This window comes from Staphylococcus sp. 510 (assembly GCF_057219715.1).
The window spans coordinates 55054-79214 of record NZ_JBXVVK010000007.1; the positions used below are offsets into that span (position 1 = coordinate 55054).

The window sequence follows — 24161 nt, forward strand, 5'->3', positions numbered from 1 at the left end:
AAAATAATAGGGCAAAGATTTTGTTAAAATATGATGGTTAAGCTATTTATTGAATGAAATTAAAATATTACGAAAAAATGTGTTACATATCTGTAAACTTACAGAAAATTTAAATTGTATTATATTTTAAAGGATGAATAATAAATTAAAGCGTGGGACAACATCATTTAATATTACATGTAAAAAGTTTACTAATCTTGATAATATGATTGGCCTCATCAAGGGATAAAATATATAGAAAAATGGATAAAGTAACAATTAGTCTAAAACATGCTATTTTAATATAAATAAAAATTGATATAATTTTTAAAAGAATTGATACTATAGGATGTTAAATCAGTATAAAATTGACTGTGAAGATAGAGGTTATCTAATTAAGAGATATTTATTAAATCAATACATAAATTTATATGGATGATGTTATTGTAAGCAGCGTGAGGAAACAACATGATAGAAAACTATTCAGTCCGAATATTTCAGAATTTAATTATAAATAATAGCAAAGAATCAAATATCAAACTTATTTATTGGTTAAAAGGGACAGGTAAAGTGTTCATTAACTTAAAAGAATATGAGTTATGTCCTGGGCGTGTTTTACTCGTTATGATGAATGATGTATATCAAATTAAAAGTGAAAACCAAGCTATAGCATGCTTAATAGAAGTTTCAACTAAGGATTTCTTAAGATTCGTAACCCACCGTACAAGATTAGAAGGTGGAGAAATACAAACGGCGAATTACTCGAAAATTATTGATTTAATAGCAAAGCTAATTGAATTAAAATGTATAAACCAAACAGAAGAAATGATGATTGATAAAGTTATCAAATACTTATGTATTGAATTATGCTCAATCGCCTCAGATATAAAGGAAAAGCAAGGCGTGTCACTTATTTCAGAACCTATTCATAATTATTTAGTAGACAACCACTCAAGAAAAATAAATAAAAATGAATTAGTGAATGCAACAAATGTGCCAAGCCATCAATTAACTCAAATGTTTCAACATACACCTTATTATAGTTTTAACCAATATTTAAATCATATTAGACTTAAATTTTGTTTGATTGACATTTTATCAACAGATCAATCAATCGAGTATATTGCTATAAAACACGGATTTAATCATTATTCTAGGTTTATAAAGCTATTTAAAGATGCTTACGGTCAAACTCCCAAATTAATTAGAAAACAATATATAGAGACATCTATCTCTAATAATCAAACGAAAGAAATTAAATTGGACGAAAGTATATTAAGACTTTTAAACCACGTTAATAAAGATAAACAACATACATCTATGTTCATCGATATTGACTTTCCATTAAATCAACAGTGTAGGGCGGTTCTCCCTTATCACTTGTATATAGAAATAAATAAATTAATGACACTTAGTCATTTTGATTTGTTGAAATTAAAAGAAAAATTGAATTATAGATGTAATCCTATTCATATCATTATAGAAGTCGAATTCAATTTACTTATAAAGCAAATTAAAGTATTTGAAGGTCATTTAAATCAACTTTTGAAGATGCTAAATGATGTTAATATGATTCCCGTTTATAAAATTAAAACAGAACAGTCAGAGAAATTGACTTCATTGGAAAAAATAGCTATCCAGAAATTGATTAAAATATTGTTTAATATAACGAGGCGTTTTAAAAATGAAAAATTAGAATTTTTAATTCAAGGGTGCAATATTGATGGAATTAAAACGTTTAAACAATTATTGCATTTATATTTTGATGATTATCTTTTAATTTGGGCTCCTAATCACCACCACTTAAAGCAGCTTCATAGAGTGGAAAGTCTAGTGGATATGATTATGGTACCTTTAAATCATATGAGAGAGTTAAATTTAAATAACAATGAAAATTTAATGATTAGCAATTTAATACAGGATAATCATACAAGTTTTATCAAACAATCGGATTTTAAACATTTTAAGGAAATTTTTAATCAACTAAAAAATATTAATTCTGTTTATTTACATTGGGATGATATAGACATGAAAGATATACAACCATCTCAAATTACAAGCGCGCTTTCTACTTTATTTTTATTAGATGCATACAATCAATTGCGTGGTAATGTTATTTATGAGAATGATTACTTGATAGTGTCACATTATAGAAATGAATATCAGTGTATTGTACTCTTAGATATACCTATGACTAAAAATCCTAATATTGATGTTGTTCAATTAAATTTCGCAAATATAACTAATATCAATCATGCTGAAATTAACATGATAGACTATCAAACTTTTATGAAGTCAACTAAAGGAGATAGGCAATTAATCACCAGTGAGGTAAAAACAGAAAATTTATATTGGATTGGTGAAATTTGTAAAAGAGAAACAGGCGAAAACATTATACAACTTCCAAGTATAGCAATTGTTCATATTAATATTTTAGTTTAGTTAATGACGTATGGCTGGTATGAAAAGGGGAAGGTTTATCATGTCAAATGTAAAAATAGAGCTCTTTATTGCACACTACATGATTATTAAAGGAGCAAATGATTATTTAAAATATTCATACCATTTAACACTTGATCATATTAAATTACTTTATTTCTTAGTCAACGAGAATAACAACGAGAAATATATTGATCTTAACCATCTTACAAAGTTCGAACAGAAAACAAAGATACTACAAATGTTAAAATACTTATACCAACATCATTGGATATTGAAAGAACGTAAGGATGAAGACCAGCGCAAACTGAGTATTACCATAACTGAATTACAAAAAGAAAAAATACATTTTTTGTTTAGTGAACTACTTGAGATCATCAGTTCTAATCAATTAATAATAAATGCTAGAACAAAACATTCTATTCAGTATTATATAACCTGTAATGAAATGATGAGTTATATTAATCAATGCCTAAATGAATATAATCTTACAATAGAAGAACTATATGTGTTAGCGACTTTACTTATTAATGAAAATGAAATGACGATAAAGTATATGAGATATCAAACGCAAAGAGGCGTTGGAGCTTTAAGCCCAAATATAAAAAAATTGAAACAAAAAGGGTATATAATAAAAGAAAGATGTGTTGAAGATGAACGGTCTATCATACTTAAAATAAAACATTGTAATATGAGCTTAGTAGTTTCTATTATCGAATCATGTTACGAAATTTTAAAAGAGGGAATTAAAGATATATAAATAGGTGAGTAAAAGATAGAAGGAGTTTGTGTATGATTTTAGATAATGTCAATCCTAATGATTTATTTCCAACAGAGAAGAAAGGTCCTTCAGTATTAGGAATTATGGATTACCAAGTTCAAGGACAATCTCAATTTGAGGGTGCATTTATAGCTACATCTGAGCGTTTAATTATGAATGTAGATATGAATGGTCAATTCTATTATAGAAATATTGGTTACGATGAAGTTAACAATATTGAATTCGATGGTGAAACAATTTTATTTGAGTTTAATATTGGCCAAATTCCAATGCATGATTTTAAATCTAACGATGTTCAAGCGTTTGTAGATTTCGTAAAAGAAAAAATACAAGCTTAATCGAACATATTTATGAAGTATTTGAATTAGATATTAACAATACTGTTAATTATATATAACGATATGCCATTACAATTCGCATTATTATGGCATATCGTTATTTTTATATTTATATTGCTTGCCAATTTATTATTTTTAAAAAACCAACTAATCAAATAGGAATTATAAAATATTTAAAATATACACTTTCAGAATAAGTGGTAAAATTGTGATATATTTAATTTAATAACCTTGAAAAAAGTTAAATAAATGTTTGAGAAAAGAAATAAATATATAAATGCAAATTCGAGTAATAAAATTATTTAATTTTTAAACTTGTTTGTTTAAAATGAACTTTGTAACATGGGTGGAGATCAATTCAGTAAGATGAAATTATGTGAACCTTGCTACAACAAGATGTGCATCAGAGGAGTGGTTTTAGAATGGCAAAAATAAAAAATATTAATGATTTAGTTGACGCTACATTTCAAGTGAAAAAATTCTTTAGAGATACTAAAAAGCAATATAATCTTAACTATGAAGAAATTTATATTCTGAATTACATATTAAAAAGTGAATCTAATGAAATATCGTCTAAAGAAATTGCAACATGTTCTGAATTTAAACCATATTACTTAACTAAAGCATTACAAAAATTAAAAGAGTTAAATTTATTATCTAAAAAGAGAAGCGTGCATGACGAACGTACAGTAATAGTTTTTGTTACAAAAGAACAAAAGGATAAAATTAAGCAACTCATTGATGAATTAGAACAATATATCTAAGTGACTTGTTTTATTATATTTTATATTTAATGGTTCAAATTCAGATAATTAATTGTGATGGAAAGTAAGTTTTGGAATTGAGTAAGAAAGTGGAGCATTAGTTGTTACGCTTTTATCGTGTAGCTAGGGAATTATAGGTGTTTATCATTATAAACTTATTGGAAAATGGGTGTGTTTCAAGGTTAATGAATGTTTTCTTATTGTAGATACGATAAAAATGATCCATTAACCACAAACTGAATAGCATCTTAATTACATAATTTAGCTTCGCCCCTTATTTTTCAAATAAAGAAAGGCTTGGTTACCAAATGGCAACCAAGCCTTTTTAAATTTTAATCATTTTGACACTTGATTCATATTAATATTTTCTTAAGAAATTTAAATTTCTATCATACAGCATATTAGCGATATAAGCTTGAACTGTTTCAAGGATCTTTTCAATATACTGTGTACGGTTAGATAAAATTCTAATCGATAGCCCGTGTGTTGGTAATTGTGAAATGCCAAGTCGACAATTTAATTCTTTCTCAAAATGTTTAATTTGATCATAAACCTCATCGATAAATCTTTGATTTACATTAGGATGAATAAAATAAGCTGATCCTAAATGAGTATAATTTTCCATATAACCAATAGAATCTATTGAATTTTTTCGGGATTTAACATAAGGTTATCATAAGTTACTAATTCATCATCAATGTATATTTCATTTACTAAATGCATATATTTATAAGAAAAATTTTTATCTTCTGATGAGTAGCCAGGTGTAAGGATATCGGTATAAAACATGGCACTTGTTTGATCTAAGTCAAAGCGATTGTATTGATAAAATTTAGCATTTTCATATGCAATAATTGGATCTGCAATATATTCCATGTATGCGTTTGGTTTTAAATGGAATGTTTGATATTGTTCAACTCGGTCGTTTAATGTTTTATAAATTTTGGTTGCACCTTGAGAAGTCAACGTGACACTTGCATTATCTTCAATATTGAAATTCATTGAATAACGGTCACCGTCTAGATAACCTCCACCTACGTTAACAATATAGAAAGTAGGGATGTTTGATCCGTTTAAATATACAGGACGAATAACCTTTAATGCTTTTTCAAAAAAGATATCACGTGCAACTGAACGACTGCCATTATTAAATACGGTTAAATCAAGTTGACCTGTCCAAGCTTGTTGAGACATTACGATAATCCTTTAAGTAATGTATCTCGTTCAATCCACTCAATCACTTCATCAAGACCTTCATCTGTTTTCAAGTTAGTAAACGCGAATGGTCTGTCGCCTCTAAATACTTTTGTATCTTCAGCCATTTGTTCTAATGACGCGCCAACATGTGGTGCTAAATCCGTTTTATTGATGATGAAGAAGTCTGATTTAATCATACCTTGTCCACCTTTACGAGGGATTTTTTCACCTTGAGCTACGTCAATGATATAAATTGAAAAATCAACAAGTTCAGGACTGAATGTCGCTGCTAAGTTATCGCCACCAGATTCAATAAAGATTAGTTCAATATCATCATTACGTTCTAATAACTCATCAATAGCAGCAAAGTTCATAGAAGCATCTTCACGAATTGCTGTATGAGGGCAACCGCCTGTTTCAACACCGATAATTCTATCTTCAGGTAAGACACCTGTATTAACTAAGATTTTTTCATCTTCTTTTGTATAAATGTCATTTGTTATAACGCCGATACTCATGTCTTTAGATAAACGTCTGACTACTTTTTCTATTAATTGGGTTTTACCTGCACCAACAGGACCACCAATTCCAATTTTAATTGGTTCAGTCATACTGATACCTCCTATGAAATAAAGATTCTTACATTAACATTTTCATGTTCCATTTGGTTTAATTCTAAACCAGGTGCTGTCATACCAAAGTCGCTTTCATCAAGTGATAAAATATGATTTCTCGTTTCTTCTATATATGACACCATTTGTGTAACCACTTTTTGACCCGCTGTTTGTCCTAAAGGGATAGCTCTCACTGCATTTTGTGTTAAACTTGATACATTTTGATAAAGGTAATAATCAATGATTGTTTCTATATCAACACCTAAGTGATAGCCAAGCAAAGTGAAGCAAATAGCTGGATGTAATTTGGCTTTTTTACTTTTCATTTGTTCATGATACCAATTAATCCATTCGCTATCGTATAATTCCATCGCTAATTTCACCATACGAGTTCCCATTTGTTTTGCACCAACACGTGTTTCTTTAGGAATACTTTGTACGAATATAAGTTGATCCATACGTAAAATCTTATCTAAGTCATTTGCTTCAAGAGCTTCATAAACGATTCTCATCGCAAGACCATCCGAATACGTTAGTTGTTCATTTAAAAATAGTTTTAACCATTGCACAAAAGTGACATCATTATTGACTGATTCACGTTGTATATAGGTCTCTAATCCGAATGAATGGCTGAAAGCACCCGTCGGAAATTGTGAATCACAGAACTGAAATAAACGTAAATTTTGATGATCAATCATGAGAATGACCTATATGTCTAAATGCTTGATTTACTTTTCTATCTTCGTGACTATATGGAATGCCTAAAGATTTTAGTAAATCTTCAACAAGATAGTCATATTGAACTAACATTTCAGTTTCTGTGAACTGTGCTGGTAAATGACGGTTACCAAGTTGATGGGCGATATCTCCCATTTCTTTTAAATTACGTGGTTTAATCACTAATAAATCTTCAGAATTAACATCTACGATAATCATATTGGTTTCATCTTGATATAAAATATCACCATATTGTAAGTCGATAGGTTGTTTTAATCGGATACCTAATTCGTTACCGTGATCTGTTTTAACACGTTGAATACGTTTAACTAGATCAGAATTTTCTAGATAAACTTTCTCAACATGCTTATTTTTTTCTTCAGCTGATAAATTGGCTATATTGCCTTGAATCTCTTCGATAATCATTAATTTGCATCCTCCTAGAATAAGAAGTATCTTTGAGTTAATGGTAACTCAGTTGCTGGTTCACTTGTAATTTTTTCCCCATCAACATAAACTTCATATGTTTGTGGATCAACATCTAATTTAGGTGTCGCACTGTTATTCTTCATATCTGCTTTAGTCAAGTTACGGATATTTTTAACAGGTCTTACCATACGTTGTAAATTAAGTTGTCTGTAAATACCATTTTCATAAGCAGTATTAGAGACAAATGTCATAGCTGTATGAGTAATATTACCGCCATATTGTCCATACATTCTACGATATTTCATAGGTTCTGAGGTTGGGATAGAACCATTAGCATCACCATTAACTGCTACATTTATTAAACCGCCTTTTACTACAAGCTCAGGTTTAACACCAAAGAAAGCAGGATCCCATAATACTAAGTCAGCTAATTTACCAGATTCAATTGAACCAACATAGTCAGAAATGCCATGTGTAATAGCAGGGTTAATTGTATATTTCGCAATATAACGTTTAATACGATTATTATCGTTATACTCTGAATCGCCTTCTAATGGACCACGTTGTTCTTTCATACGATGAGCAGTTTGCCATGCACGCGTGATGACCTCACCGACACGTCCCATCGCTTGTGAGTCAGAACTAATCATACTGAAAACACCCATATCTTGTAATACATCTTCAGCAGCAATGGTTTCTTTACGAATACGTGAGTCTGCAAATGCAATATCTTCTGGAATTGAAGCATTTAAATGGTGTGTAATCATAACCATATCTAAATGCTCATCTACAGTATTATGTGTATAAGGTAGTGTAGGGTTAGTAGATGAAGGTAAAATATTTGAATAAGAAGCTGATTTAATTAAGTCTGGTGCATGTCCGCCACCAGCGCCTTCAGTATGATACATGTGTAAGACACGATTATTGACAGCTTTCATTGTATCTTCCATAAATCCAGCTTCGTTTAATGTATCGGCATGAAGTGCAATTTGAACATCGAATTCATCTGCTACGTCTAACGCATGACTTAATGCTGATGGTGTAGCACCCCAGTCTTCATGCACTTTTAAGCCAATGACACCCGCGTGTATTTGTTCGATAAGTGCTGTATGATTGACTGCTTGACCTTTACCTGTGAAACCAACATTGATAGGTAATGCTTCTGCAGCTTCTAACATACGATGAATATGCCAAGGGCCAGGTGTTACAGTTGTTGCTTTTGCACCTTCTGAAGCACCAGTACCACCACCGATATGTGTTGTAATACCGCTTTCTAAAGCAACTTCGGCTTGCTCAGGATTGATAAAGTGAACATGAGTATCGATACCACCAGCTGTTACGATTTTTCCTTCAGCAGAAATGATATCTGTTGTACTACCGATGATGATATTCACATTATCCATAATGTCTGGATTACCCGCTTTACCGATTGCAAAAATATAGCCGTTTTTAATTCCGATATCCGCTTTAACAATCTTGTCATAATCGATAATCATTGCGTTCGTTAAAACTAAATCGGCTACATTTTTATCATCACGAGTTACGTTAGGATTCTGTGCCATACCATCACGAATAGATTTCCCACCCCCGAAAGTAGCTTCGTCACCATAATTAGCATAATCTTTCTCAACTTCTGCAAATAGGTTAGTATCACCTAATCTTACAGCGTCACCAACGGTTGGACCGTATAAACTTGTGTATTGTGATTGTGTCATTTTAAAGCTCATTATTTCGTACCACCTTTTTTATTGACATTATCATGGCCTTCGTCATTGAATACGCCTGCATATTTATCGTCTTCGCCAGTTGGACGATATACACGGGAACCATCGATTGGACCATTTACAAATCCGCGGAAGCCATAAATTCTACGATTACCTGCATACTCTACAAGTTGGACTTGTTTGACATCTCCAGGTTCAAATCTGACAGCTGCACCAGCAGGAATATCTAAATGTTTACCGTAAGCTTTGTCGCGTTCAAAATCCAAAGCTAAGTTAGCCTCAAAAAAGTGGAAATGTGAGCCTATTTGAATAGGGCGATCGCCAGTATTTTTAACTTCAAGTACCGTTTCCGGTAAGTTTGGATTTATTTCAATATCTGTTTTTTAAATTTTAATTTCTCCAGGAATCATATTAACGTCCTCCTTAAACTATTGGATGATGGACAGTGATTAATTTAGTTCCATCTGGGAATGTTGCTTCGATTTCGATTTCAGTAATCATACTTGCAACACCATCCATTACATCTTCTTCATTTAAAATTGTTTTACCAAAGCTCATTAATTCAGCTACTGTTTTTCCATCTCTTGCGCCTTCTAATAATTCGTCACTAATTAAAGCAAGTGCTTCTGGATGATTTAGTTTAAGGCCTCGTGATTTTCTGCGACGAGCGACTTCTGCAGCCACAACAATCATTAATTTATCTTGCTCTCGTTGTGTAAAATGCAAAATAATCCCTTCTTTCAAATATTTATAATTGCAAAATAAACTTGCAAATTTTATATTAGGACGATTTTTAATAATTAACAAGTATAATGAGTCGATAAGTTTCAAATTTTAAATAAAAGGCACAAAATATTTGATTTTTAGAATGCAATTATAAAAAACATTTAATTTTATTAATACGTATATTATATAAAAAGAGTAAATAACATATTTATACACATTTTTTAAAAAGTGATGTATCATGATAATTATGAAATTAGGGAGCATATGCCATGAAAGCAGTAAGTATTATTTTAAAGAATATATCCCAAGTGTTATTAATTAATAATCATTACACAGGATTATTAGTGTTAATTGCTTTATTTATTGGTAATTGGAAAGTGGGATTAAGTGCACTCGTTGGAAGTATAATCGCATATGTATTAGCGCCACATGTTAACTATTCCGAACAAGAAATTAATGATGGTTTAGCGGGTTTTAGTCCAGTGTTAACTGCCATTGCATTAACTTTGTTTTTAAATGAAAATTGGGCAGGTATTTTGATAACGATTGTGGCTACTGTGTTAACTTTACCAATTGGTTCAGCTATTAGAGAATGGTTAAAACCTTATGGTATAGCAATGTTAACAGCACCATTTGTTATTGTAACTTGGTTTGCTATTTCAATATCAGAACAAGTGAGAGCGGTCAAAACACCGTTGAATATTATTCCGGGAACTGTAGAATCCATTGTGAAGAACCATAGTTCTGAACATGTAAATATCATTAAAACCACTTTAGAAGGATTTAGTGAAGTGTTTATCTTACCTAGTATATGGGCAGGTTTGCTCATATTAATTGGGATCTTAATCGATTCTAGAAAAGCAACGGTATATGCCATTTTAGGTAATGTACTCGGTTTTGTTATTGTAGCTATGTTAGGTGGTAATGTGAATGACATTAATCAAGGTTTATTTGGTTATAATTTAATATTAACAGCAATAGCATTAGGTACCACATTCAAGACGAGTATCAATACATATTTCTCAACATTCCTCGGTTTATTATTAACTGTTTTATTGAATTTAGGTTTGAATACAATGCTTGAACCCATTGGTTTGCCATCATTGACGATGCCATTTATTCTAGCAACATGGATCATGTTATTTGCTGGTCGTCCTCATAGAGAGATTGAGAACAAGAATTAATTAAAAACTCTGGTGCACGCTTATTAAAAAGCGCGTTCCAGAGTTTCATTTTATGACACTAAATAATGGGTTGTATGGAGTTCTAACTTATGGAAGATGAGCTCAATAATAATCGCTAATGCCCAATAAAATATTGCAGCGACAGTATAAACTGGTACAAATTGATAGCCTTCATTAGCCATTTCAGTACTAATTGCCATTATTTCTGTTACTTGGACAGCGAAAGCAAGGGAAGTCCCTTTTAATAACATAATAAATTGGTTTTCAATATTAGGTAGTGCATATCCAAATGCTTGTGGAAATACAATACGTCGATAAACATTCCATTTTGATAATCCTACAGTTTGTGCGGCTTCAATTTGCTTTGTATCTACTGAAAGTAAACCACCTTTAATTGATTCGGATAAGTAAGCCGTTGCATGTAATGAAAAAGTGATAGCTGCAATCAATAAAGGAGGGACCATATCTGGATTCATAGATGTATGACATATGGCGTTAAACCAAAGAATGAATGCTGGGACGCCATAATAAAACACAAATAATTGTACTATTAATGGTGTACTTCTAAAAAATGAATTATAGATAACTACAAATTGAGATAGTACAGGAATTTGATGTAAACGAATCAGAGCAAATATGGATCCAATTAGTATACCTACACACATGGCAATTAAAGTTACTGCTAAAGTGTTAGGTACACCTTTTAAAACTTCAATAATAGTATGGAAAATAAAAGTCACTTGAATGTCCCCCTAAACTTGATAAGGCTTTTCTGAAATTTTACTGATAATTGTAAATGTTCCCTGAATAATTAATGCAAGTAACCAATAGATAATAGAAATCACAACATATACTTCTAACATACCTAACCCATAATTATTTCCAATAATCAGTTGAACTTGTCCCATCATATCTATAATGCCAATAGTGAAAGCTAATGATGTATCTTTTATGAGTTCAATGATTTGAGTTGTTAAATTGGGTATGCTGTTTCTTAATGCTTGCGGTATAATGATATCCTTTAAGATTCTTGGATAACTTAATCCTACTGAAAGCCCAGCTTCAATTTGACGATAATCTACCGATACATAACCTGCTCGAAATACTTCAGATAAATAGGCTGCACTATGTAGACTGAATGCTAAAATAATAAAAAATAATCGATCGAAATGATTAATATTGATCTGAAATATTAATAGAAATTGAGGTAAGGCAAAGTAAACTAAAAATAATTGAAGAAGAAGTGGTGTACTTCTCATAAATGATTGATAGACTCTTACACATGTTGATAGATAGGGCACTTGCTTTATACGAATCATAGTAAGTATTAAACCTAATATAGTGGCTAATATGAGTGCGCATATTATCATGACTAAAGTAATGGGCAATTGTTGGACAACTTGTTTAAATAAATCTAACCATTGTGTAGCAGACATTTAGCTATTTCACCTCCAATTGATCTTTGTGATGATTGATCTTGTTTAAATCATCGAACACATTGATATCAAAGTATTTTTGAGATAATTGTTGAAGCTTGCCTTCTTTTTTTAATTCACGTGTCGCTTGATCGATATCATCATGTAATTGTTGGTTATCTTTATTGTAAACAATATGAAGCGGTTCTTTTTTAACGATGCCACCAATCTTAACGTCTTCGTGAACTTTGTCTTGAATAGCTTTATATGTATTCCAATTTAGAAACATAGCGTCACGACGTCCATTACCAACCATCTTCAAGTTGTCACCGTTAGAAGGTGATTGAATCGTATCTATATCTATCTTTTTATCATGAGTCTGATTATATTGCTTTAATATTGAAAATAAACCGCCACTCGGAGCCATAGGTGTTAACCTTTTTTGAGTTAAGTCACTGAGTTGATGTATATCATTATTCTTCTTATTAACTGCGAACATAGGTAGTGCGTAACTATACGGCACATCTTGGTATAAAAACTGCTTCTCTCTTTCAGGCGTTTTAAAGAACCAATTAATGCCCATATCAAACTTTTTAGAACCAATACCTACTAAATTAGATTCTTCTTCGCCAACCTCATATTTAAAATCATACTGCGGTAATTTCTTTTCTAATAGTTTCATATATTCCATATCTAGCCCTATAAAATGATTGTTTTTATCGGTATACAGATAGGGTGGGTTAACTTCAGCTGAAAGTGCGACTTTAACTTCTTTGGGATGTGATTTCGTTGCGTGCTGTGCTTTGTCATTTGAGCATGAATAAAGAAGAGAGACACTTAATATGAGAATGGTTAATATGAAATACATTCTAATATGTTTCAAGTTACATCCTCCTCTGTTTTAATTCGTTGAATAAAACGTTGGATGCGTTCGTTACTTGGTTGGTGTAGTACATCGTTAGGTGTGCCTTGTTTAATTAATTCACCGTTATCAATAAACAAAATTTGATCGGCAATCGCTTGTGCAAAGCTAATTTCATGCGTCACTATAACCATCGTCATACCTTGTTGTGCGATACTTTTGATTAAGTTTAAAATACTTTGAATAGACTCAGGATCTAATGCTGAAGTAGGTTCATCTAATAGTAAGACTTTGGGCTTAAGTGCAAGTGCGCGTACGATGCCTACACGTTGGCTTTGACCTCCGGAAAGTTGAATTGGGTATTTATCCTTATGTGCAATTAAATTAACCATACGCAAATGTTCTTCAGCAATATGTATAGCTTCCTTTTTACTCTTACCTTGGCCATAAATAAGACCTTCAGTTATGTTTTCAAGCACAGTTTTATTTTTAAATAGTTGATAGCTTTGAAAGACCATTGCTGATTGTTGTCTCAGGTGTGAAATATCTTTTTTATTGTGTTGCTCGGCATTGAACTGGCACTCATCAATTGTGATTTGTCCTTTTGAAGGAATAGCAAGAGCATTCAATGTACGGAGTAAAGTGGTCTTCCCAGAACCACTTGGACCTATAATAGCTGTCACTGTTCCCCTTTGCTGTGAAAAATTAATATCTTTAAGCACTTGATTTGAATGGTAAAAATGAGATAAATGTTCTACTTTGATCAAGTTGCTAACCTCCCTTTTTCATTAAAATTAACTTATCACATTAATTCTTATCGGTAAAGTAGGGATTCTGTGATTTCGGTACTTTTAATTAATAATGTCGAGTGTTAAACTAAGAATAATTAAGCTAAAAGTAATACGTTAATGAGGTGAAGAAATGGGACAATCATTATTAGTCCAAACTGAGTTGCAACGAAAATGGATAGAAAAATTTAAATCAGTAGAAGATCAATTTAAATCGTATGTAGAAAACAATGATATTGAATCACGTTTTCCATATGAAAATGTACAATGGCTTATTGATGAAGGATATACATTATTAACCTTACCTAAAGCATATGGTGGTGAGGGTGGAACAATTGAAGATATGGTGATACTACAAACATATTTAGCAAGTATTGACGGTGCAACTGCACTATCTATCGGTTGGCATTTAAGTGTAGTTGGTCAGCTTTATGAACAACAAATGTGGGCACAAGATTTGTTAGATGAATTTGCTGAAGAAGTGAAGAAGGGTGCACTTGTTAATCGTGCAGTGAGTGAAGCAGAAACTGGTAGTCCTACACGAGGTGGTCGTCCTGCTACAAACGCAGTCAAAGTAGATGACGGATATGTCTTAAATGGTGTCAAAACTTTTACATCAATGAGTAAGGCGTTAACACACTTTGTGGTTGGTGCTTATGTAGAAGAACTAGGACAAGTGGGTTTCTTTTTGGTTCCTAGAGACTTTGAAGGCGTAGATATTGCTGATAATTGGAATATGATAGGTATGCGAGCAACTGAAAGTCATGATTTAGTATTAAATGATGTGAAGATACCTGAACAATATTTTGTAGAACATCAACGTAAGCCATCATTGAATGGATGGATATTGCATATTCCAAGTGTATATTTAGGTATTGCTCAAGCAGCAAGAGACTATGCAGTAGATTTTGCAAAAACATATAGTCCTAATAGCATAGATGGAACAATTGCTGAAATTCCGACAGTACAACAAAATCTAGGTAAAATGGAATCACTTTTATTATCTGCAAGACATTTTCTATGGAGTACTGCTCATGGATATCAATTATATGAGAAAGATACGGATATTTGGAATGAGACATCTGCAAGTAAAGTCCTAGTATTAAATCAAGGATTGGAAGTGGTAGATTTAGCAATGAGAATTGTTGGTGCTAAGAGTCTGGAGATGGAGAGACCACTACAAAGATATTATCGTGATATACGAGCAGGACTTCATAATCCACCAATGGAAGATATGGCATATACTAATATTGCTAAAAGTATTACTGGTTTAATGTAAGTTAGGTTGACATTCATTGTAAAATATCAAATTAATTATTATAAAATCTTATTGTAAAACTACATGCAATCTTGTATAATTTTAATGAAATTGATAATCGTTTTCATTAGGAGGAAAATATGAAAAAATTATTATTACCTTTAATAGCGCTCGTGTTGTTATTAGCTGCATGTGGTAACAATTCAGGGAATGGCTCTAAAGAGTCTGATAAAAAGGCAGAAACAAAATCTTACAAAACGGATGACGGGAAAAAAATTGATATTCCTAAAAATCCAAAACGTATTGCTGTTGTTGCACCATCATATGCTGGTGGCTTAAAAAAATTAGGTGGTAACGTCGTAGCAGTAAGTAACCAAGTTGATCAAAGTGATGTTTTAAAAGATAAATTTAAAGGTGTTACTAAAGTTGGTGACGACGATGTTGAGAAAGTTGCCAAAGAAAAACCAGATTTAATTATCGTATTAGATCAAAATAAAAATATAAAAAAATACAAGAAAATTGCAGCAACTGTTCCATTTAACTATGCAAAACACAATTATCTAGAACAACAAGAGGAATTAGGTAAATTACTAGGTAAAGAAGATGCAGTTAAAAAATGGGAAAAAGACTGGAAAAATCAAACTGCTAAAGATGGTAAAGAAATCAAAGATAAAATTGGTAAAGATAAAACTGTAACCATTTTTGATGAATTTGATAAGAAATTATATACTTACGGCGATCATTGGGGCCGTGGTGGCGAAATTCTTTATCAAGCATTTGGTTTGAAAATGCCTAAAGCAGTTGATGATTTAACTAAAAAAGCAGGATTTGCTGAAGTAAAACAAGAAAAAGTTGATAAATACGCTGGCGATTACATTGTTTCAACAAGTGAAGGCAAAGCGACACCAGCTTATGAAAAAACTAATATGTGGAAAAACTTGCCGGCAGTTAAAAATGATAAAGTCATTAAAGTGAAAGCAGAAACATACTGGTACAATGATCCATACAGTTTAGACTTTATGCGTAAAGATTTAAAGAAAAAATTAATGGATACTAAATAATCAATATCAATAAAGATGAAGTTGAGTCATGGTCGATGGCTCAACTTCTTTTTGTTCTTTTGTGTAATCTTTGTAATTATTAGATATAATGAAATAACTCATAATTATAATATGTTTAAATACAATTAAAGGAGAATCATCTATGAAAAAAGTTTATTTTAATCATGATGGTGGCGTCGATGATCTAGTATCATTATTTTTACTTATACATATGGATAATGTAGAACTAGTAGGAGTTAGTACAATTGGAGCAGATTGTTACTTAGAGCCATCTTTAAGTGCATCTATAAAAATAATTAACCGTTTTTCGAAGCAAAAACTTGATGTTGCACCATCTTATGAAAGAGGCAAAAATCCATTTCCAAAAGATTGGAGAATGCATGCTTTCTTCATGGATGCATTACCTATTTTAAATGAAAAAGTGGCCAGTGCTGAGTCAAAAGAAAACACACTTGAAGCTTATGAAGATATTATAGATAAACTTAAAAAAGCAGAAGATAAGCTCATTCTACTATTTACTGGACCATTAACAGATTTAGCAAAGGCTTTAAAAACTGATCCAACAATCGAAAATAAAATTGAAAAACTTGTTTGGATGGGCGGAACATTTCTAGAAAAAGGGAACGTTGAAGAACCCGAACATGATGGCACTGCAGAATGGAACGCTTTTTGGGATCCAGAAGCAGTTAAAATAGTATTTGATAGTGAAATTAAAATAGACATGGTTGCACTAGAAAGTACAAACCAAGTCCCATTAACTTTAGATGTAAGACAACGTTGGGCTGATGAGCGTCATTTTACAGGTATTGATTTCTTAGGTGTTAGTTATGCAGCAGTCCCACCATTAACTCATTTTGTTACTAATTCAACGTATTTCTTATGGGATGTACTTACGACAGCTTATGTTGGAAATCCAAAATTAACTAAATCAGTAAAACTAAATGTAGATGTAATTGCTCATGGTCCGAGTCAAGGTAGAACTGTTCAAAGTGATAATGGTAGAGAGATTAATATGATCAATTACGTAGAACGCAATAAGTTCTTTAACTATATAGGCGATTTAGCAAAACGAGCAAAATAATGTAAACTATATATTCACTTAGGTTTACATTAGTGGTATAATCATCTTCATGTAAGGAGGATGAACATATTGAGTACAAAAGATTTAGTATACACAGCACTAATGGCTGCAATCATTTGTGTTTTAGGATTAGTACCTGGGGTTCCGTTACCAATCATGCCAGTTCCAATTGTATTACAAAATATTGGTATATTCTTAGCAGGTATCATTTTAGGTAGAAAATTAGGTACATTAAGCGTAGTTATCTTTTTATTACTAGCTGCAGTAGGATTACCAGTTTTATCTGGTGGACGTGGCGGTATAGGTGCATTTGCTGGTCCATCTGCAGGATTTTTATTCTTATATCCATTTGTTGCTTTCTTTATCGGATGGGTTAGAGATAATTATTTACATAAAATCAATTTTATTATCTTATTCATTGTGACTTTAGTGGTAGGTGTCCTTGCTTTAGATATTTTAGGAACAATCATTATGGGAATCATTACACATATCCCAGTGAAAGAATCTATTAAATTATCGTTAGCATTTATGCCTGGTGACATTATTAAAGCAATCATAGCAAGCTTAGTAGGGGCAACGATATTGAATCATTCTCGATTCAAACAGTTGATTAAATAAAATGACTGTAAGACAATGTTTCATATAAGAAAGATAAACGATTCTAATTATCAACAGGGATGGGATAAGGATGAAACATTTGACGATATCAGACATTTATTTAGAAGGAAATATGCTATCAGAAGATGCACGTAAAACCATTTATTTAACACCGACTGATGCACTGCAATATTCCAATAATACATGGTTATATCATCAGTGTCCGACACAAGTGCAATGGCTAACAGATATTGAAACTCAAAAAGAAATGCATGTTGCACAAGGATCTGACCATTTATCCTTCTATTTCCCAGAAAATGAGTATCTTAATGAAGCTTGGTTTGATTTATTTAAAGAACTAGGATTTAAATTGGGTGTCTTAGAATTTTATCTGATAGAAGGACATGATTTAGCTCAATTAAACAAAAGAAATGACGTCACATTAGTCAAAGTTAATAAGGGGAACTTGCAAGACTATCTTGATATTTATTATCAATTTTCTTTACCATTTGGTAAAAAATATGCGGAACAAAGCGTTAAGAATGTTAAACAAAATTTTAATACTAATAGAGCAACACCAATGATTAGCTATTTAAACGCTCAACCTGTTGGTATTGTAGACATCATTGAAAATAAAAACTCGGTTGAAATAGATGGTTTTGGTGTCTTAGAGGACTACCAAAGAAAGGGTATCGGACAAACGATGCAATCATTTGTAGGTGAACTAGCCGGTGACCGACCAGTGATGTTAGTTGCCGATGGTGAAGATACAGTTAAAGACATGTATTTGAAACAAGGGTATGTATATCGTAGTTTTAGATATCAAGTTTTAAAAGAAAAAATATAACAATAGCTGCTAAAGATTCGACTTATTCGGTAGAATCTTTAGCAGCTTTAATACGTTCAGGGTGGCTATATATATTGAAATTACCATCTCTAATAAAACCTACTGCTGTGATGTTTAAATCATGTGCAAGTTGAATCGCAAGTGTAGTAGGCGCTGACTTAGATAATATAACACCCACGCCAATTTTAGCAGCCTTGATTAAAATTTCTGACGAAATACGACCGCTGAATATTAAAACTTTATTTCTAACAGGTATATGGTTTTGAATACAAAAACCATATAGCTTATCTAGTGCATTATGACGTCCAATATCTTGTCGATGTTCAAAAAATGCATCACCATCACTAATTGCTGCATTATGCAAACCACCTGTTTGTTTGAATATCGTACTTGCACTTTGTAAACGAGTCATCATATTCAGTACTTGTTGAGGTGTGATTGTAATTTTAGAAAGCGATGTCTTAGCAGTAGCGGCATCATTTTGAAAATAAAATTCGCGACTTTTACCACAACATGAAGCAATCATGCGCTTAGTGGAATACTCGAAGCGGTCATTTAGAGACTTTGTTAATTCGACATGGGCAAAGCCTTTGCTATCATCAATTTGAATGGACTTTAATTCATCTTTTTTTAATAAGGCACCTTCAGAAGCTAGAAAGCCCAAAACTAATTCTTCCATATTAGTAGGGCTACAAATAACAGTGGCAAATTCTTCGCCATTTACCATAATAGTTAATGGGAATTCAGTTACATATGTGTCAACACTATGCTGAAGTTGACCATTTTCATACCGTACAATTTTCTGATTAGATGATATATCTCTATTCATACCTATACTCCCTTTATCTCTATAATTAATATATTAAAGGGTTAGTAGCATATTTTAAATCATTATGTTCTATAGATTTAAGAAAAGTTTTAAATTAAAATTGATATCAAATGTTTACACGAAAATGTCATAATAAATTATATATAACTTGAAGTATAATAGAGATTAAGGAGGTTCTATAATGAAATATAAAAGTATTTTTGTAGTGATGTTAATGAGTTTACTTGTGTTAGGAGGATGTTCGAATTCATCTACTGACAATGGTAAAAAAAGTGACAAGGCTGATAATGGTAAGAAACAGGAATTACAAATTTCAGCAGCAGCAAGTTTAACAGATGTAAGTAAAGAATTGAAAAAAGAATTTGAAAAAGAACATAAGGAGGCGAAAGTTGACTTCAACTATGGCGGTTCAGGTGCCTTAAGACAACAAGTTGAATCAGGTGCACCTGTTGATGTCATTATGTCAGCTAATACCAAAGATGTTGATATCTTAAAAAATAAAAAGAAAGCACATAATACATATAATTATGCTAAAAATAACTTAGTACTTATTGGTGAAAAAGACAAAGACTATCATTCTGTTAAAGATTTAAAAGAAAATGATAAATTGGCTTTAGGCCAAATCGAAACAGTACCAGCAGGTAAATATGGTAAACAATATTTAGAAGAAAACAACTTATGGAATACTGTTAAGGACAAAGTCATTTATGCAAAAGATGTTAAACAAGTGTTGAATTATGTACAAAAAGGTAATGCGCAACAAGGATTTGTATATAAAACAGATTTATATAAAAATAAGAAAAAAATTGATAATGTAAAAGAAATTAAACAAGTGAAGCTATCAAAACCAATCACTTATAAAGCGGGAGCTACTTCTGATAAAAAATTAGCTAAAGAATGGATGGACTTCTTAAAAACAGATAAAGCTAAACAAATTATCAAAGACTATCAGTTCTCAGCATAGGAGTTGTCTTTCATGCCTGACTTAACTTCATTCTGGATATCTATCCGTGTAGCAACAATGAGTACGATCATCGTCATGATATTAGGTATCATAGTATCTAAATGGCTATACCATCGTAAAAAGCGATGGGTAAAAATAGTGGAGAGTTTCATCTTATTACCTATCGTCTTACCGCCAACAGTGATGGGGTTTATATTACTTATTGTTTTTTCACCACGAGGAATTATAGGTCAATTCTTCAATAATATATTACATTTGCCAGTAGTATTTACACTAACAGGGGCGGTTATCGCTTCAGTGATAGTAAGTTTTCCGCTTATGTACCAACATACGATTCAAGGCTTTAATAGTATTGATAAACGTATGTTAGATACTGCACGTACAATGGGCGCAAGTGAAAGTAAAATATTTTATCGTATTGTACTTCCGTTATCGAAACGCTATATATTATCTGGTATCGTGATGAGCTTTGCGAGAGCAATTGGAGAATTTGGTGCAACATTAATGGTAGCAGGTTACATTCCTAATAAAACAAATACATTACCATTAGAAATTTATTTCTTAGTAGTTGAAGGTAAAGAAAATCAAGCTTGGCTTTGGGTCTTAGTACTTGTAGCATTCTCTATTGTAGTTATCATGACGATCAATTTAATGAATTATGATAAATTCAGGGAGCGTGATTAAATGTTGAAAATTGACATCTCACACAAGATTAATCAGCGCAATATTGAGATTCATATAAATGATGATGTTCCTAAGATTTATGCTATACAAGGACCATCTGGAATAGGAAAGACTACTATATTAAATATGATTGCGGGTCTGAAAAAAGCGGATCAAGCTGAAATTGAAGTGAATCAACGATTGCTTACTAGTACATCTAAACGAACACAGATGAAAATTCAACAGAGATGTATTGGTTATTTATTTCAAGACTATCAATTATTTCCACATCTAACGGTGGAACAGAATATTACTTTTATGGCACAATATTCCGATCATATCAATTATGTTATGGATACACTTAACATTACACATATAGTTAATCAATATCCTATCACATTATCTGGAGGGGAAGCACAACGTGTAGCATTAGCTCGAGCATTAAGTATTAAACCCGACTTATTACTATTAGACGAACCTTTCTCTAGTTTAGACGACAACACTAAGAGAGAGAGTATGAACCTAGTCCATAAAATTTATGAATTATGGAACATACCAATTATTTTTGTTACACATTCAAATGAAGAGGCACATACGCTTGCTGATGAAATAATAATGATTTCTTAAACTTAGCGTAAATCATTTTGGCGAAACTATATTTAGATGATATTCATCATTATAGTTTCGCTTGTTTTATGTATGGTTTTTGTCACTTTGTCCAACAAGTTTTATAATAGAAGCAATACTATTTAAGGGAGATTCAAAGATGGATCAAGAGAGATATTCAAGGCAAATCTTATTTAAACATATTAAAGAAGAAGGACAACATCTTATTGGTCAAAAACATGTCATGGTTGTAGGTATGGGTGCATTGGGAACTCATGTGGCAGAAGGTTTGGTCCGAGCAGGTATTCAACACCTGACAATCGTTGATCGTGATTACATTGAGCTTAGTAATTTACAGAGACAAACCTTGTTCACTGAACACGACGCAAAAGATATGTTACCAAAAGTCATTGCAGCTAAGAAGCATTTAGAAGCGATTCGTCATGATATTGTTATTAATGCTTATGTATCACATGTTGATGCATACTTTTTAGACACCTACACAACGCATATCGATTTAATCATTGATGCAACTGATAACTTTGAAACACGACAACTCATTAATGATATTGCATATCAAAAATGTATACCATGGATATATGGGGGTGTTGTTCAAAGTACATATGCTCAAACAACCTTCATACCTGGCAAGACGCCTTGTTTTAATTGCTTAGTCCCACACTTGCCTTCAATCAATTTGACTTGTGATACAGTCGGAGTTATACAACCTGCTGTAACAATGACAACTAGTTTTCAACTTGTTGATGCTTTAAAAGTTCTAACCAATCAGACCACAGATATCAAATTGAAATATGGTGATATTTGGGAAGGTTACCATCATGCCATTGGTTTTAAAAATATGCAAAATGATACATGTCCGACTTGTGGAAAAACACCTCATTATCCATTCCTGAAGAATAGACAACGTCAATATACAACGTTATGTGGAAGAGATACAGTACAATACAATAATTCGATGATTTCCCAGGAAATGTTAGAAAGATTTTTAAAGACGCATCATATTCAATATAAACAGAATCCATATATGATCGTTTTTTCATTCAATGGTTATCGTATCGTTGCATTTAATGGTGGAAGATTACTTATTCACGGTATGAATAACCCTAATGAAGCTACAAAATTAATTAATCAATTATTTGGTTAATCATTGTTAGGAGGACTTAAATGATGCATACAAATGTAAAATTAGATAGAAATATAGAAGTTGCAGTACTTACAGTTTCAGATACTAGGAATTATGAAACAGATAAGGGAGGTCAACTGATACAAACGCTATTAAAAGACGAGAATGTAAATATCAAAAAGGAAAATTATCAAATTGTAAAAGATGATCAAGAGGCTATCTACAATCAATTACAAACATGGTTACAACAAAAACATATTGATGTCATTATAACAACTGGTGGTACAGGGATTGCGCAAAGAGATGTAACTATTGAAGTTGTGCGACCTTTATTAGACAAAGAAATTGAAGGATTTGGAGAATTGTTTAGGTATTTAAGCTATACAGAAGATGTAGGTACGAGGTCATTATTATCAAGAGCAGTAGCAGGCACACATGATAAAACATTGTTATTTGCGTTGCCTGGATCTACAGGTGCCATTAAATTAGCTATTAACAAGCTTATTAAACCTGAACTTAATCATTTGATACATGAAGTAACGAAATGAAAATAAGTAGGCTGGGACGTAAATTTTAAAATTTAAATCTTATATTGTCAGTAGTTGACTCTATATTATTTATGTCCCATTGCCTCTCTTAACTATTGAATTTAAACTAATTTGATCGATGATAATCGCCTGATTTTCCACCGGATTTAGATGTTAGATAAGTTTGGCCTATTGTCATTCCCTTATCAACTGCTTTGGTCATATCATAGATGGTTAAAGCTGTTACAGAAGCAGCAGTTAAGGCTTCCATTTCTACACCAGTTTTACCTGTTGTAGATACTGTAGCTTGAATATTCAGTTCGAAATGATTTGACGATGTTGTATTCCATTCAAACGAAACATCTATACCCGTTAATGGAAGCGGATGGCACATTGGAATAATCGTTGAAGTATTTTTAGCAGCCATAATTCCAGCAATTTGAGCAGTATTTAATACGTTACCTTTAGCGTTCGTATTTTGAACAATTTGTTGATAAATTGTTTCATTCACTATAATACTTGAATGTGCAATAGCTGTTCGTTTAGTAACTTCCTTATTAGAAACATCGACCATTTTAGCGTTACCTTGTTGATTAATGTGTGTAAATTCTGACATGTTAATCCTCC

27 protein-coding genes and 1 pseudogene are annotated in these 24161 nt (G+C 31.8%); 15 read left to right on the plus strand and 13 right to left on the minus strand.

The window, feature by feature from the left end; translation table 11 throughout:
• Positions 1–447: 447 nt before the first annotated feature.
• The 4 genes from AC2D8K_RS06775 (at position 448) to AC2D8K_RS06790 (ending at position 4301) form a co-directional block, all read left to right on the plus strand.
• Entirely contained in the window at positions 448–2421 is a 1974-nt protein-coding gene (locus AC2D8K_RS06775) for a helix-turn-helix transcriptional regulator (protein ID WP_484698298.1), read from the plus strand.
• Positions 2422–2461: 40 nt separating this feature from the next.
• Positions 2462–3178 (plus strand): transcriptional regulator, SarA/Rot family, encoded by a 717-nt coding sequence (locus tag AC2D8K_RS06780; protein WP_002450275.1) that lies wholly within the window; start codon positions 2462–2464, stop codon positions 3176–3178.
• 32 nt (positions 3179–3210) lie between these two features.
• On the plus strand, positions 3211–3537 hold the full coding sequence (locus AC2D8K_RS06785) for a hypothetical protein (protein WP_002450276.1): 327 nt from the start codon (positions 3211–3213) through the stop codon (positions 3535–3537).
• Positions 3538–3959: 422 nt separating this feature from the next.
• On the plus strand, positions 3960–4301 hold the full coding sequence (locus AC2D8K_RS06790; protein ID WP_002465419.1) for a transcriptional regulator, SarA/Rot family: 342 nt from the start codon (positions 3960–3962) through the stop codon (positions 4299–4301).
• A gap of 358 nt (positions 4302–4659) precedes the next feature.
• Here AC2D8K_RS06790 and AC2D8K_RS06795 read toward each other — a convergent pair.
• From AC2D8K_RS06795 to AC2D8K_RS06825, 7 genes and pseudogenes are all read right to left on the minus strand, one after another.
• A pseudogene (locus AC2D8K_RS06795) lies at positions 4660–5495 on the minus strand (urease accessory protein UreD).
• Complete coding sequence (gene ureG / locus AC2D8K_RS06800; protein WP_002450279.1) at positions 5495–6109, minus strand: urease accessory protein UreG; 615 nt, start codon at positions 6107–6109, stop codon at positions 5495–5497. Before ureG ends, AC2D8K_RS06795 begins: the two are co-directional and overlap by 1 nt.
• Positions 6110–6120: 11 nt before the next feature.
• Positions 6121–6810, minus strand: coding sequence for an urease accessory protein UreF (locus AC2D8K_RS06805; protein ID WP_002450280.1), 690 nt, complete (start codon positions 6808–6810; stop codon positions 6121–6123).
• Positions 6803–7255 carry an urease accessory protein UreE gene (gene ureE, locus AC2D8K_RS06810; RefSeq protein ID WP_002450281.1) on the minus strand — a complete coding sequence of 151 codons (453 nt, stop codon included), beginning with the start codon at positions 7253–7255 and terminating at the stop codon, positions 6803–6805. Before ureE ends, AC2D8K_RS06805 begins: the two co-directional genes overlap by 8 nt.
• 14 nt (positions 7256–7269) lie before the next feature.
• Entirely contained in the window at positions 7270–8985 is a 1716-nt protein-coding gene (gene ureC / locus AC2D8K_RS06815; protein ID WP_002450282.1) for an urease subunit alpha, read from the minus strand.
• The gene (locus tag AC2D8K_RS06820; RefSeq protein ID WP_484698352.1) at positions 8985–9356 is read right to left on the minus strand and encodes an urease subunit beta; all 372 of its coding nucleotides are present in this window, start codon (positions 9354–9356) and stop codon (positions 8985–8987) included. Before AC2D8K_RS06820 ends, ureC begins: the two co-directional genes overlap by 1 nt.
• Positions 9357–9405: 49 nt before the next feature.
• Positions 9406–9708 (minus strand): urease subunit gamma, encoded by a 303-nt coding sequence (locus tag AC2D8K_RS06825; RefSeq protein WP_002450284.1) that lies wholly within the window; start codon positions 9706–9708, stop codon positions 9406–9408.
• A gap of 269 nt (positions 9709–9977) precedes the next feature.
• On the opposite strand from AC2D8K_RS06825, the gene yut reads away from it, so the two are divergent.
• Positions 9978–10892 carry an urea transporter gene (gene yut / locus AC2D8K_RS06830; protein WP_002450285.1) on the plus strand — a complete coding sequence of 305 codons (915 nt, stop codon included), beginning with the start codon at positions 9978–9980 and terminating at the stop codon, positions 10890–10892.
• 50 nt (positions 10893–10942) lie between these two features.
• Here yut and AC2D8K_RS06835 read toward each other — a convergent pair whose 3' ends face one another.
• The 4 genes from AC2D8K_RS06835 to AC2D8K_RS06850 are packed head-to-tail and all read right to left on the minus strand — an operon-like array spanning position 10943 to position 13936.
• Positions 10943–11632: an amino acid ABC transporter permease gene (locus AC2D8K_RS06835; RefSeq protein WP_002450286.1), complete on the minus strand. Its 690-nt coding sequence runs from the start codon at positions 11630–11632 to the stop codon at positions 10943–10945.
• Positions 11633–11644: 12 nt separating this feature from the next.
• Positions 11645–12328: an amino acid ABC transporter permease gene (locus AC2D8K_RS06840; RefSeq protein ID WP_002450287.1), complete on the minus strand. Its 684-nt coding sequence runs from the start codon at positions 12326–12328 to the stop codon at positions 11645–11647.
• 4 nt (positions 12329–12332) lie between these two features.
• Positions 12333–13190: an amino acid ABC transporter substrate-binding protein gene (locus AC2D8K_RS06845; protein ID WP_002450288.1), complete on the minus strand. Its 858-nt coding sequence runs from the start codon at positions 13188–13190 to the stop codon at positions 12333–12335.
• Entirely contained in the window at positions 13187–13936 is a 750-nt protein-coding gene (locus AC2D8K_RS06850) for an amino acid ABC transporter ATP-binding protein (protein ID WP_002450289.1), read from the minus strand. Before AC2D8K_RS06850 ends, AC2D8K_RS06845 begins: the two co-directional genes overlap by 4 nt.
• A 154-nt stretch (positions 13937–14090) precedes the next feature.
• On the opposite strand from AC2D8K_RS06850, the gene AC2D8K_RS06855 reads away from it, so the two are divergent.
• From AC2D8K_RS06855 to AC2D8K_RS06875, 5 genes are all read left to right on the plus strand, one after another.
• Positions 14091–15236: an acyl-CoA dehydrogenase family protein gene (locus AC2D8K_RS06855; protein WP_145505450.1), complete on the plus strand. Its 1146-nt coding sequence runs from the start codon at positions 14091–14093 to the stop codon at positions 15234–15236.
• A gap of 119 nt (positions 15237–15355) precedes the next feature.
• Complete coding sequence (locus tag AC2D8K_RS06860) at positions 15356–16276, plus strand: ABC transporter substrate-binding protein (RefSeq protein ID WP_002450291.1); 921 nt, start codon at positions 15356–15358, stop codon at positions 16274–16276.
• Between the two features lie 142 nt (positions 16277–16418).
• A complete protein-coding gene (locus AC2D8K_RS06865; RefSeq protein ID WP_002450292.1) occupies positions 16419–17357 on the plus strand; it encodes a nucleoside hydrolase in 939 nt (312 codons plus the stop codon).
• Positions 17358–17426: 69 nt separating this feature from the next.
• Positions 17427–17975 (plus strand): biotin transporter BioY, encoded by a 549-nt coding sequence (locus tag AC2D8K_RS06870; protein ID WP_002450293.1) that lies wholly within the window; start codon positions 17427–17429, stop codon positions 17973–17975.
• A 70-nt stretch (positions 17976–18045) separates the two neighbouring features.
• The gene (locus AC2D8K_RS06875; protein ID WP_002450294.1) at positions 18046–18801 is read left to right on the plus strand and encodes a GNAT family N-acetyltransferase; all 756 of its coding nucleotides are present in this window, start codon (positions 18046–18048) and stop codon (positions 18799–18801) included.
• Between the two features lie 22 nt (positions 18802–18823).
• Here AC2D8K_RS06875 and fdhD read toward each other — a convergent pair whose 3' ends face one another.
• Positions 18824–19630, minus strand: coding sequence for a formate dehydrogenase accessory sulfurtransferase FdhD (fdhD, locus tag AC2D8K_RS06880; protein WP_002450295.1), 807 nt, complete (start codon positions 19628–19630; stop codon positions 18824–18826).
• Positions 19631–19811: 181 nt separating this feature from the next.
• On the opposite strand from fdhD, the gene modA reads away from it, so the two are divergent.
• The 5 genes from modA to AC2D8K_RS06905 all read left to right on the plus strand — a co-directional run bounded on the left by modA (position 19812) and on the right by AC2D8K_RS06905 (position 23555).
• Entirely contained in the window at positions 19812–20594 is a 783-nt protein-coding gene (gene modA / locus AC2D8K_RS06885; protein WP_002450296.1) for a molybdate ABC transporter substrate-binding protein, read from the plus strand.
• Between the two features lie 12 nt (positions 20595–20606).
• Complete coding sequence (gene modB, locus AC2D8K_RS06890) at positions 20607–21278, plus strand: molybdate ABC transporter permease subunit (RefSeq protein WP_002450297.1); 672 nt, start codon at positions 20607–20609, stop codon at positions 21276–21278.
• Complete coding sequence (locus AC2D8K_RS06895; RefSeq protein ID WP_002450298.1) at positions 21279–21884, plus strand: ATP-binding cassette domain-containing protein; 606 nt, start codon at positions 21279–21281, stop codon at positions 21882–21884.
• Between the two features lie 139 nt (positions 21885–22023).
• On the plus strand, positions 22024–23028 hold the full coding sequence (locus tag AC2D8K_RS06900; RefSeq protein WP_002450299.1) for a ThiF family adenylyltransferase: 1005 nt from the start codon (positions 22024–22026) through the stop codon (positions 23026–23028).
• Between the two features lie 23 nt (positions 23029–23051).
• Entirely contained in the window at positions 23052–23555 is a 504-nt protein-coding gene (locus AC2D8K_RS06905) for a MogA/MoaB family molybdenum cofactor biosynthesis protein (protein ID WP_037551748.1), read from the plus strand.
• A gap of 106 nt (positions 23556–23661) precedes the next feature.
• Here AC2D8K_RS06905 and moaC read toward each other — a convergent pair whose 3' ends face one another.
• Positions 23662–24150 carry a cyclic pyranopterin monophosphate synthase MoaC gene (moaC, locus tag AC2D8K_RS06910; protein WP_002450301.1) on the minus strand — a complete coding sequence of 163 codons (489 nt, stop codon included), beginning with the start codon at positions 24148–24150 and terminating at the stop codon, positions 23662–23664.
• Positions 24151–24161: the final 11 nt, after the last annotated feature.

What these genes read in the sequence shown, in the direction of transcription:
- AC2D8K_RS06775 (WP_484698298.1), top strand. Translation starts at nt 448, where the DNA reads ATGATAGAAAACTATTCAGTCCGAATATTTCAGAATTTAATTATAAAT.
- AC2D8K_RS06780 (WP_002450275.1), top strand. Translation starts at nt 2,462, where the DNA reads ATGTCAAATGTAAAAATAGAGCTCTTTATTGCACACTACATGATTATT.
- AC2D8K_RS06785 (WP_002450276.1), top strand. Translation starts at nt 3,211, where the DNA reads ATGATTTTAGATAATGTCAATCCTAATGATTTATTTCCAACAGAGAAG.
- AC2D8K_RS06790 (WP_002465419.1), top strand. Translation starts at nt 3,960, where the DNA reads ATGGCAAAAATAAAAAATATTAATGATTTAGTTGACGCTACATTTCAA.
- ureG (WP_002450279.1), bottom strand. Translation starts at nt 6,109, where the DNA reads ATGACTGAACCAATTAAAATTGGAATTGGTGGTCCTGTTGGTGCAGGT.
- AC2D8K_RS06805 (WP_002450280.1), bottom strand. Translation starts at nt 6,810, where the DNA reads ATGATTGATCATCAAAATTTACGTTTATTTCAGTTCTGTGATTCACAA.
- ureE (WP_002450281.1), bottom strand. Translation starts at nt 7,255, where the DNA reads ATGATTATCGAAGAGATTCAAGGCAATATAGCCAATTTATCAGCTGAA.
- ureC (WP_002450282.1), bottom strand. Translation starts at nt 8,985, where the DNA reads ATGAGCTTTAAAATGACACAATCACAATACACAAGTTTATACGGTCCA.
- yut (WP_002450285.1), top strand. Translation starts at nt 9,978, where the DNA reads ATGAAAGCAGTAAGTATTATTTTAAAGAATATATCCCAAGTGTTATTA.
- AC2D8K_RS06840 (WP_002450287.1), bottom strand. Translation starts at nt 12,328, where the DNA reads ATGTCTGCTACACAATGGTTAGATTTATTTAAACAAGTTGTCCAACAA.
- AC2D8K_RS06855 (WP_145505450.1), top strand. Translation starts at nt 14,091, where the DNA reads ATGGGACAATCATTATTAGTCCAAACTGAGTTGCAACGAAAATGGATA.
- AC2D8K_RS06860 (WP_002450291.1), top strand. Translation starts at nt 15,356, where the DNA reads ATGAAAAAATTATTATTACCTTTAATAGCGCTCGTGTTGTTATTAGCT.
- AC2D8K_RS06865 (WP_002450292.1), top strand. Translation starts at nt 16,419, where the DNA reads ATGAAAAAAGTTTATTTTAATCATGATGGTGGCGTCGATGATCTAGTA.
- AC2D8K_RS06875 (WP_002450294.1), top strand. Translation starts at nt 18,046, where the DNA reads ATGAAACATTTGACGATATCAGACATTTATTTAGAAGGAAATATGCTA.
- fdhD (WP_002450295.1), bottom strand. Translation starts at nt 19,630, where the DNA reads ATGAATAGAGATATATCATCTAATCAGAAAATTGTACGGTATGAAAAT.
- modA (WP_002450296.1), top strand. Translation starts at nt 19,812, where the DNA reads ATGAAATATAAAAGTATTTTTGTAGTGATGTTAATGAGTTTACTTGTG.
- modB (WP_002450297.1), top strand. Translation starts at nt 20,607, where the DNA reads ATGCCTGACTTAACTTCATTCTGGATATCTATCCGTGTAGCAACAATG.
- AC2D8K_RS06895 (WP_002450298.1), top strand. Translation starts at nt 21,279, where the DNA reads ATGTTGAAAATTGACATCTCACACAAGATTAATCAGCGCAATATTGAG.
- AC2D8K_RS06900 (WP_002450299.1), top strand. Translation starts at nt 22,024, where the DNA reads ATGGATCAAGAGAGATATTCAAGGCAAATCTTATTTAAACATATTAAA.
- AC2D8K_RS06905 (WP_037551748.1), top strand. Translation starts at nt 23,052, where the DNA reads ATGCATACAAATGTAAAATTAGATAGAAATATAGAAGTTGCAGTACTT.
- moaC (WP_002450301.1), bottom strand. Translation starts at nt 24,150, where the DNA reads ATGTCAGAATTTACACACATTAATCAACAAGGTAACGCTAAAATGGTC.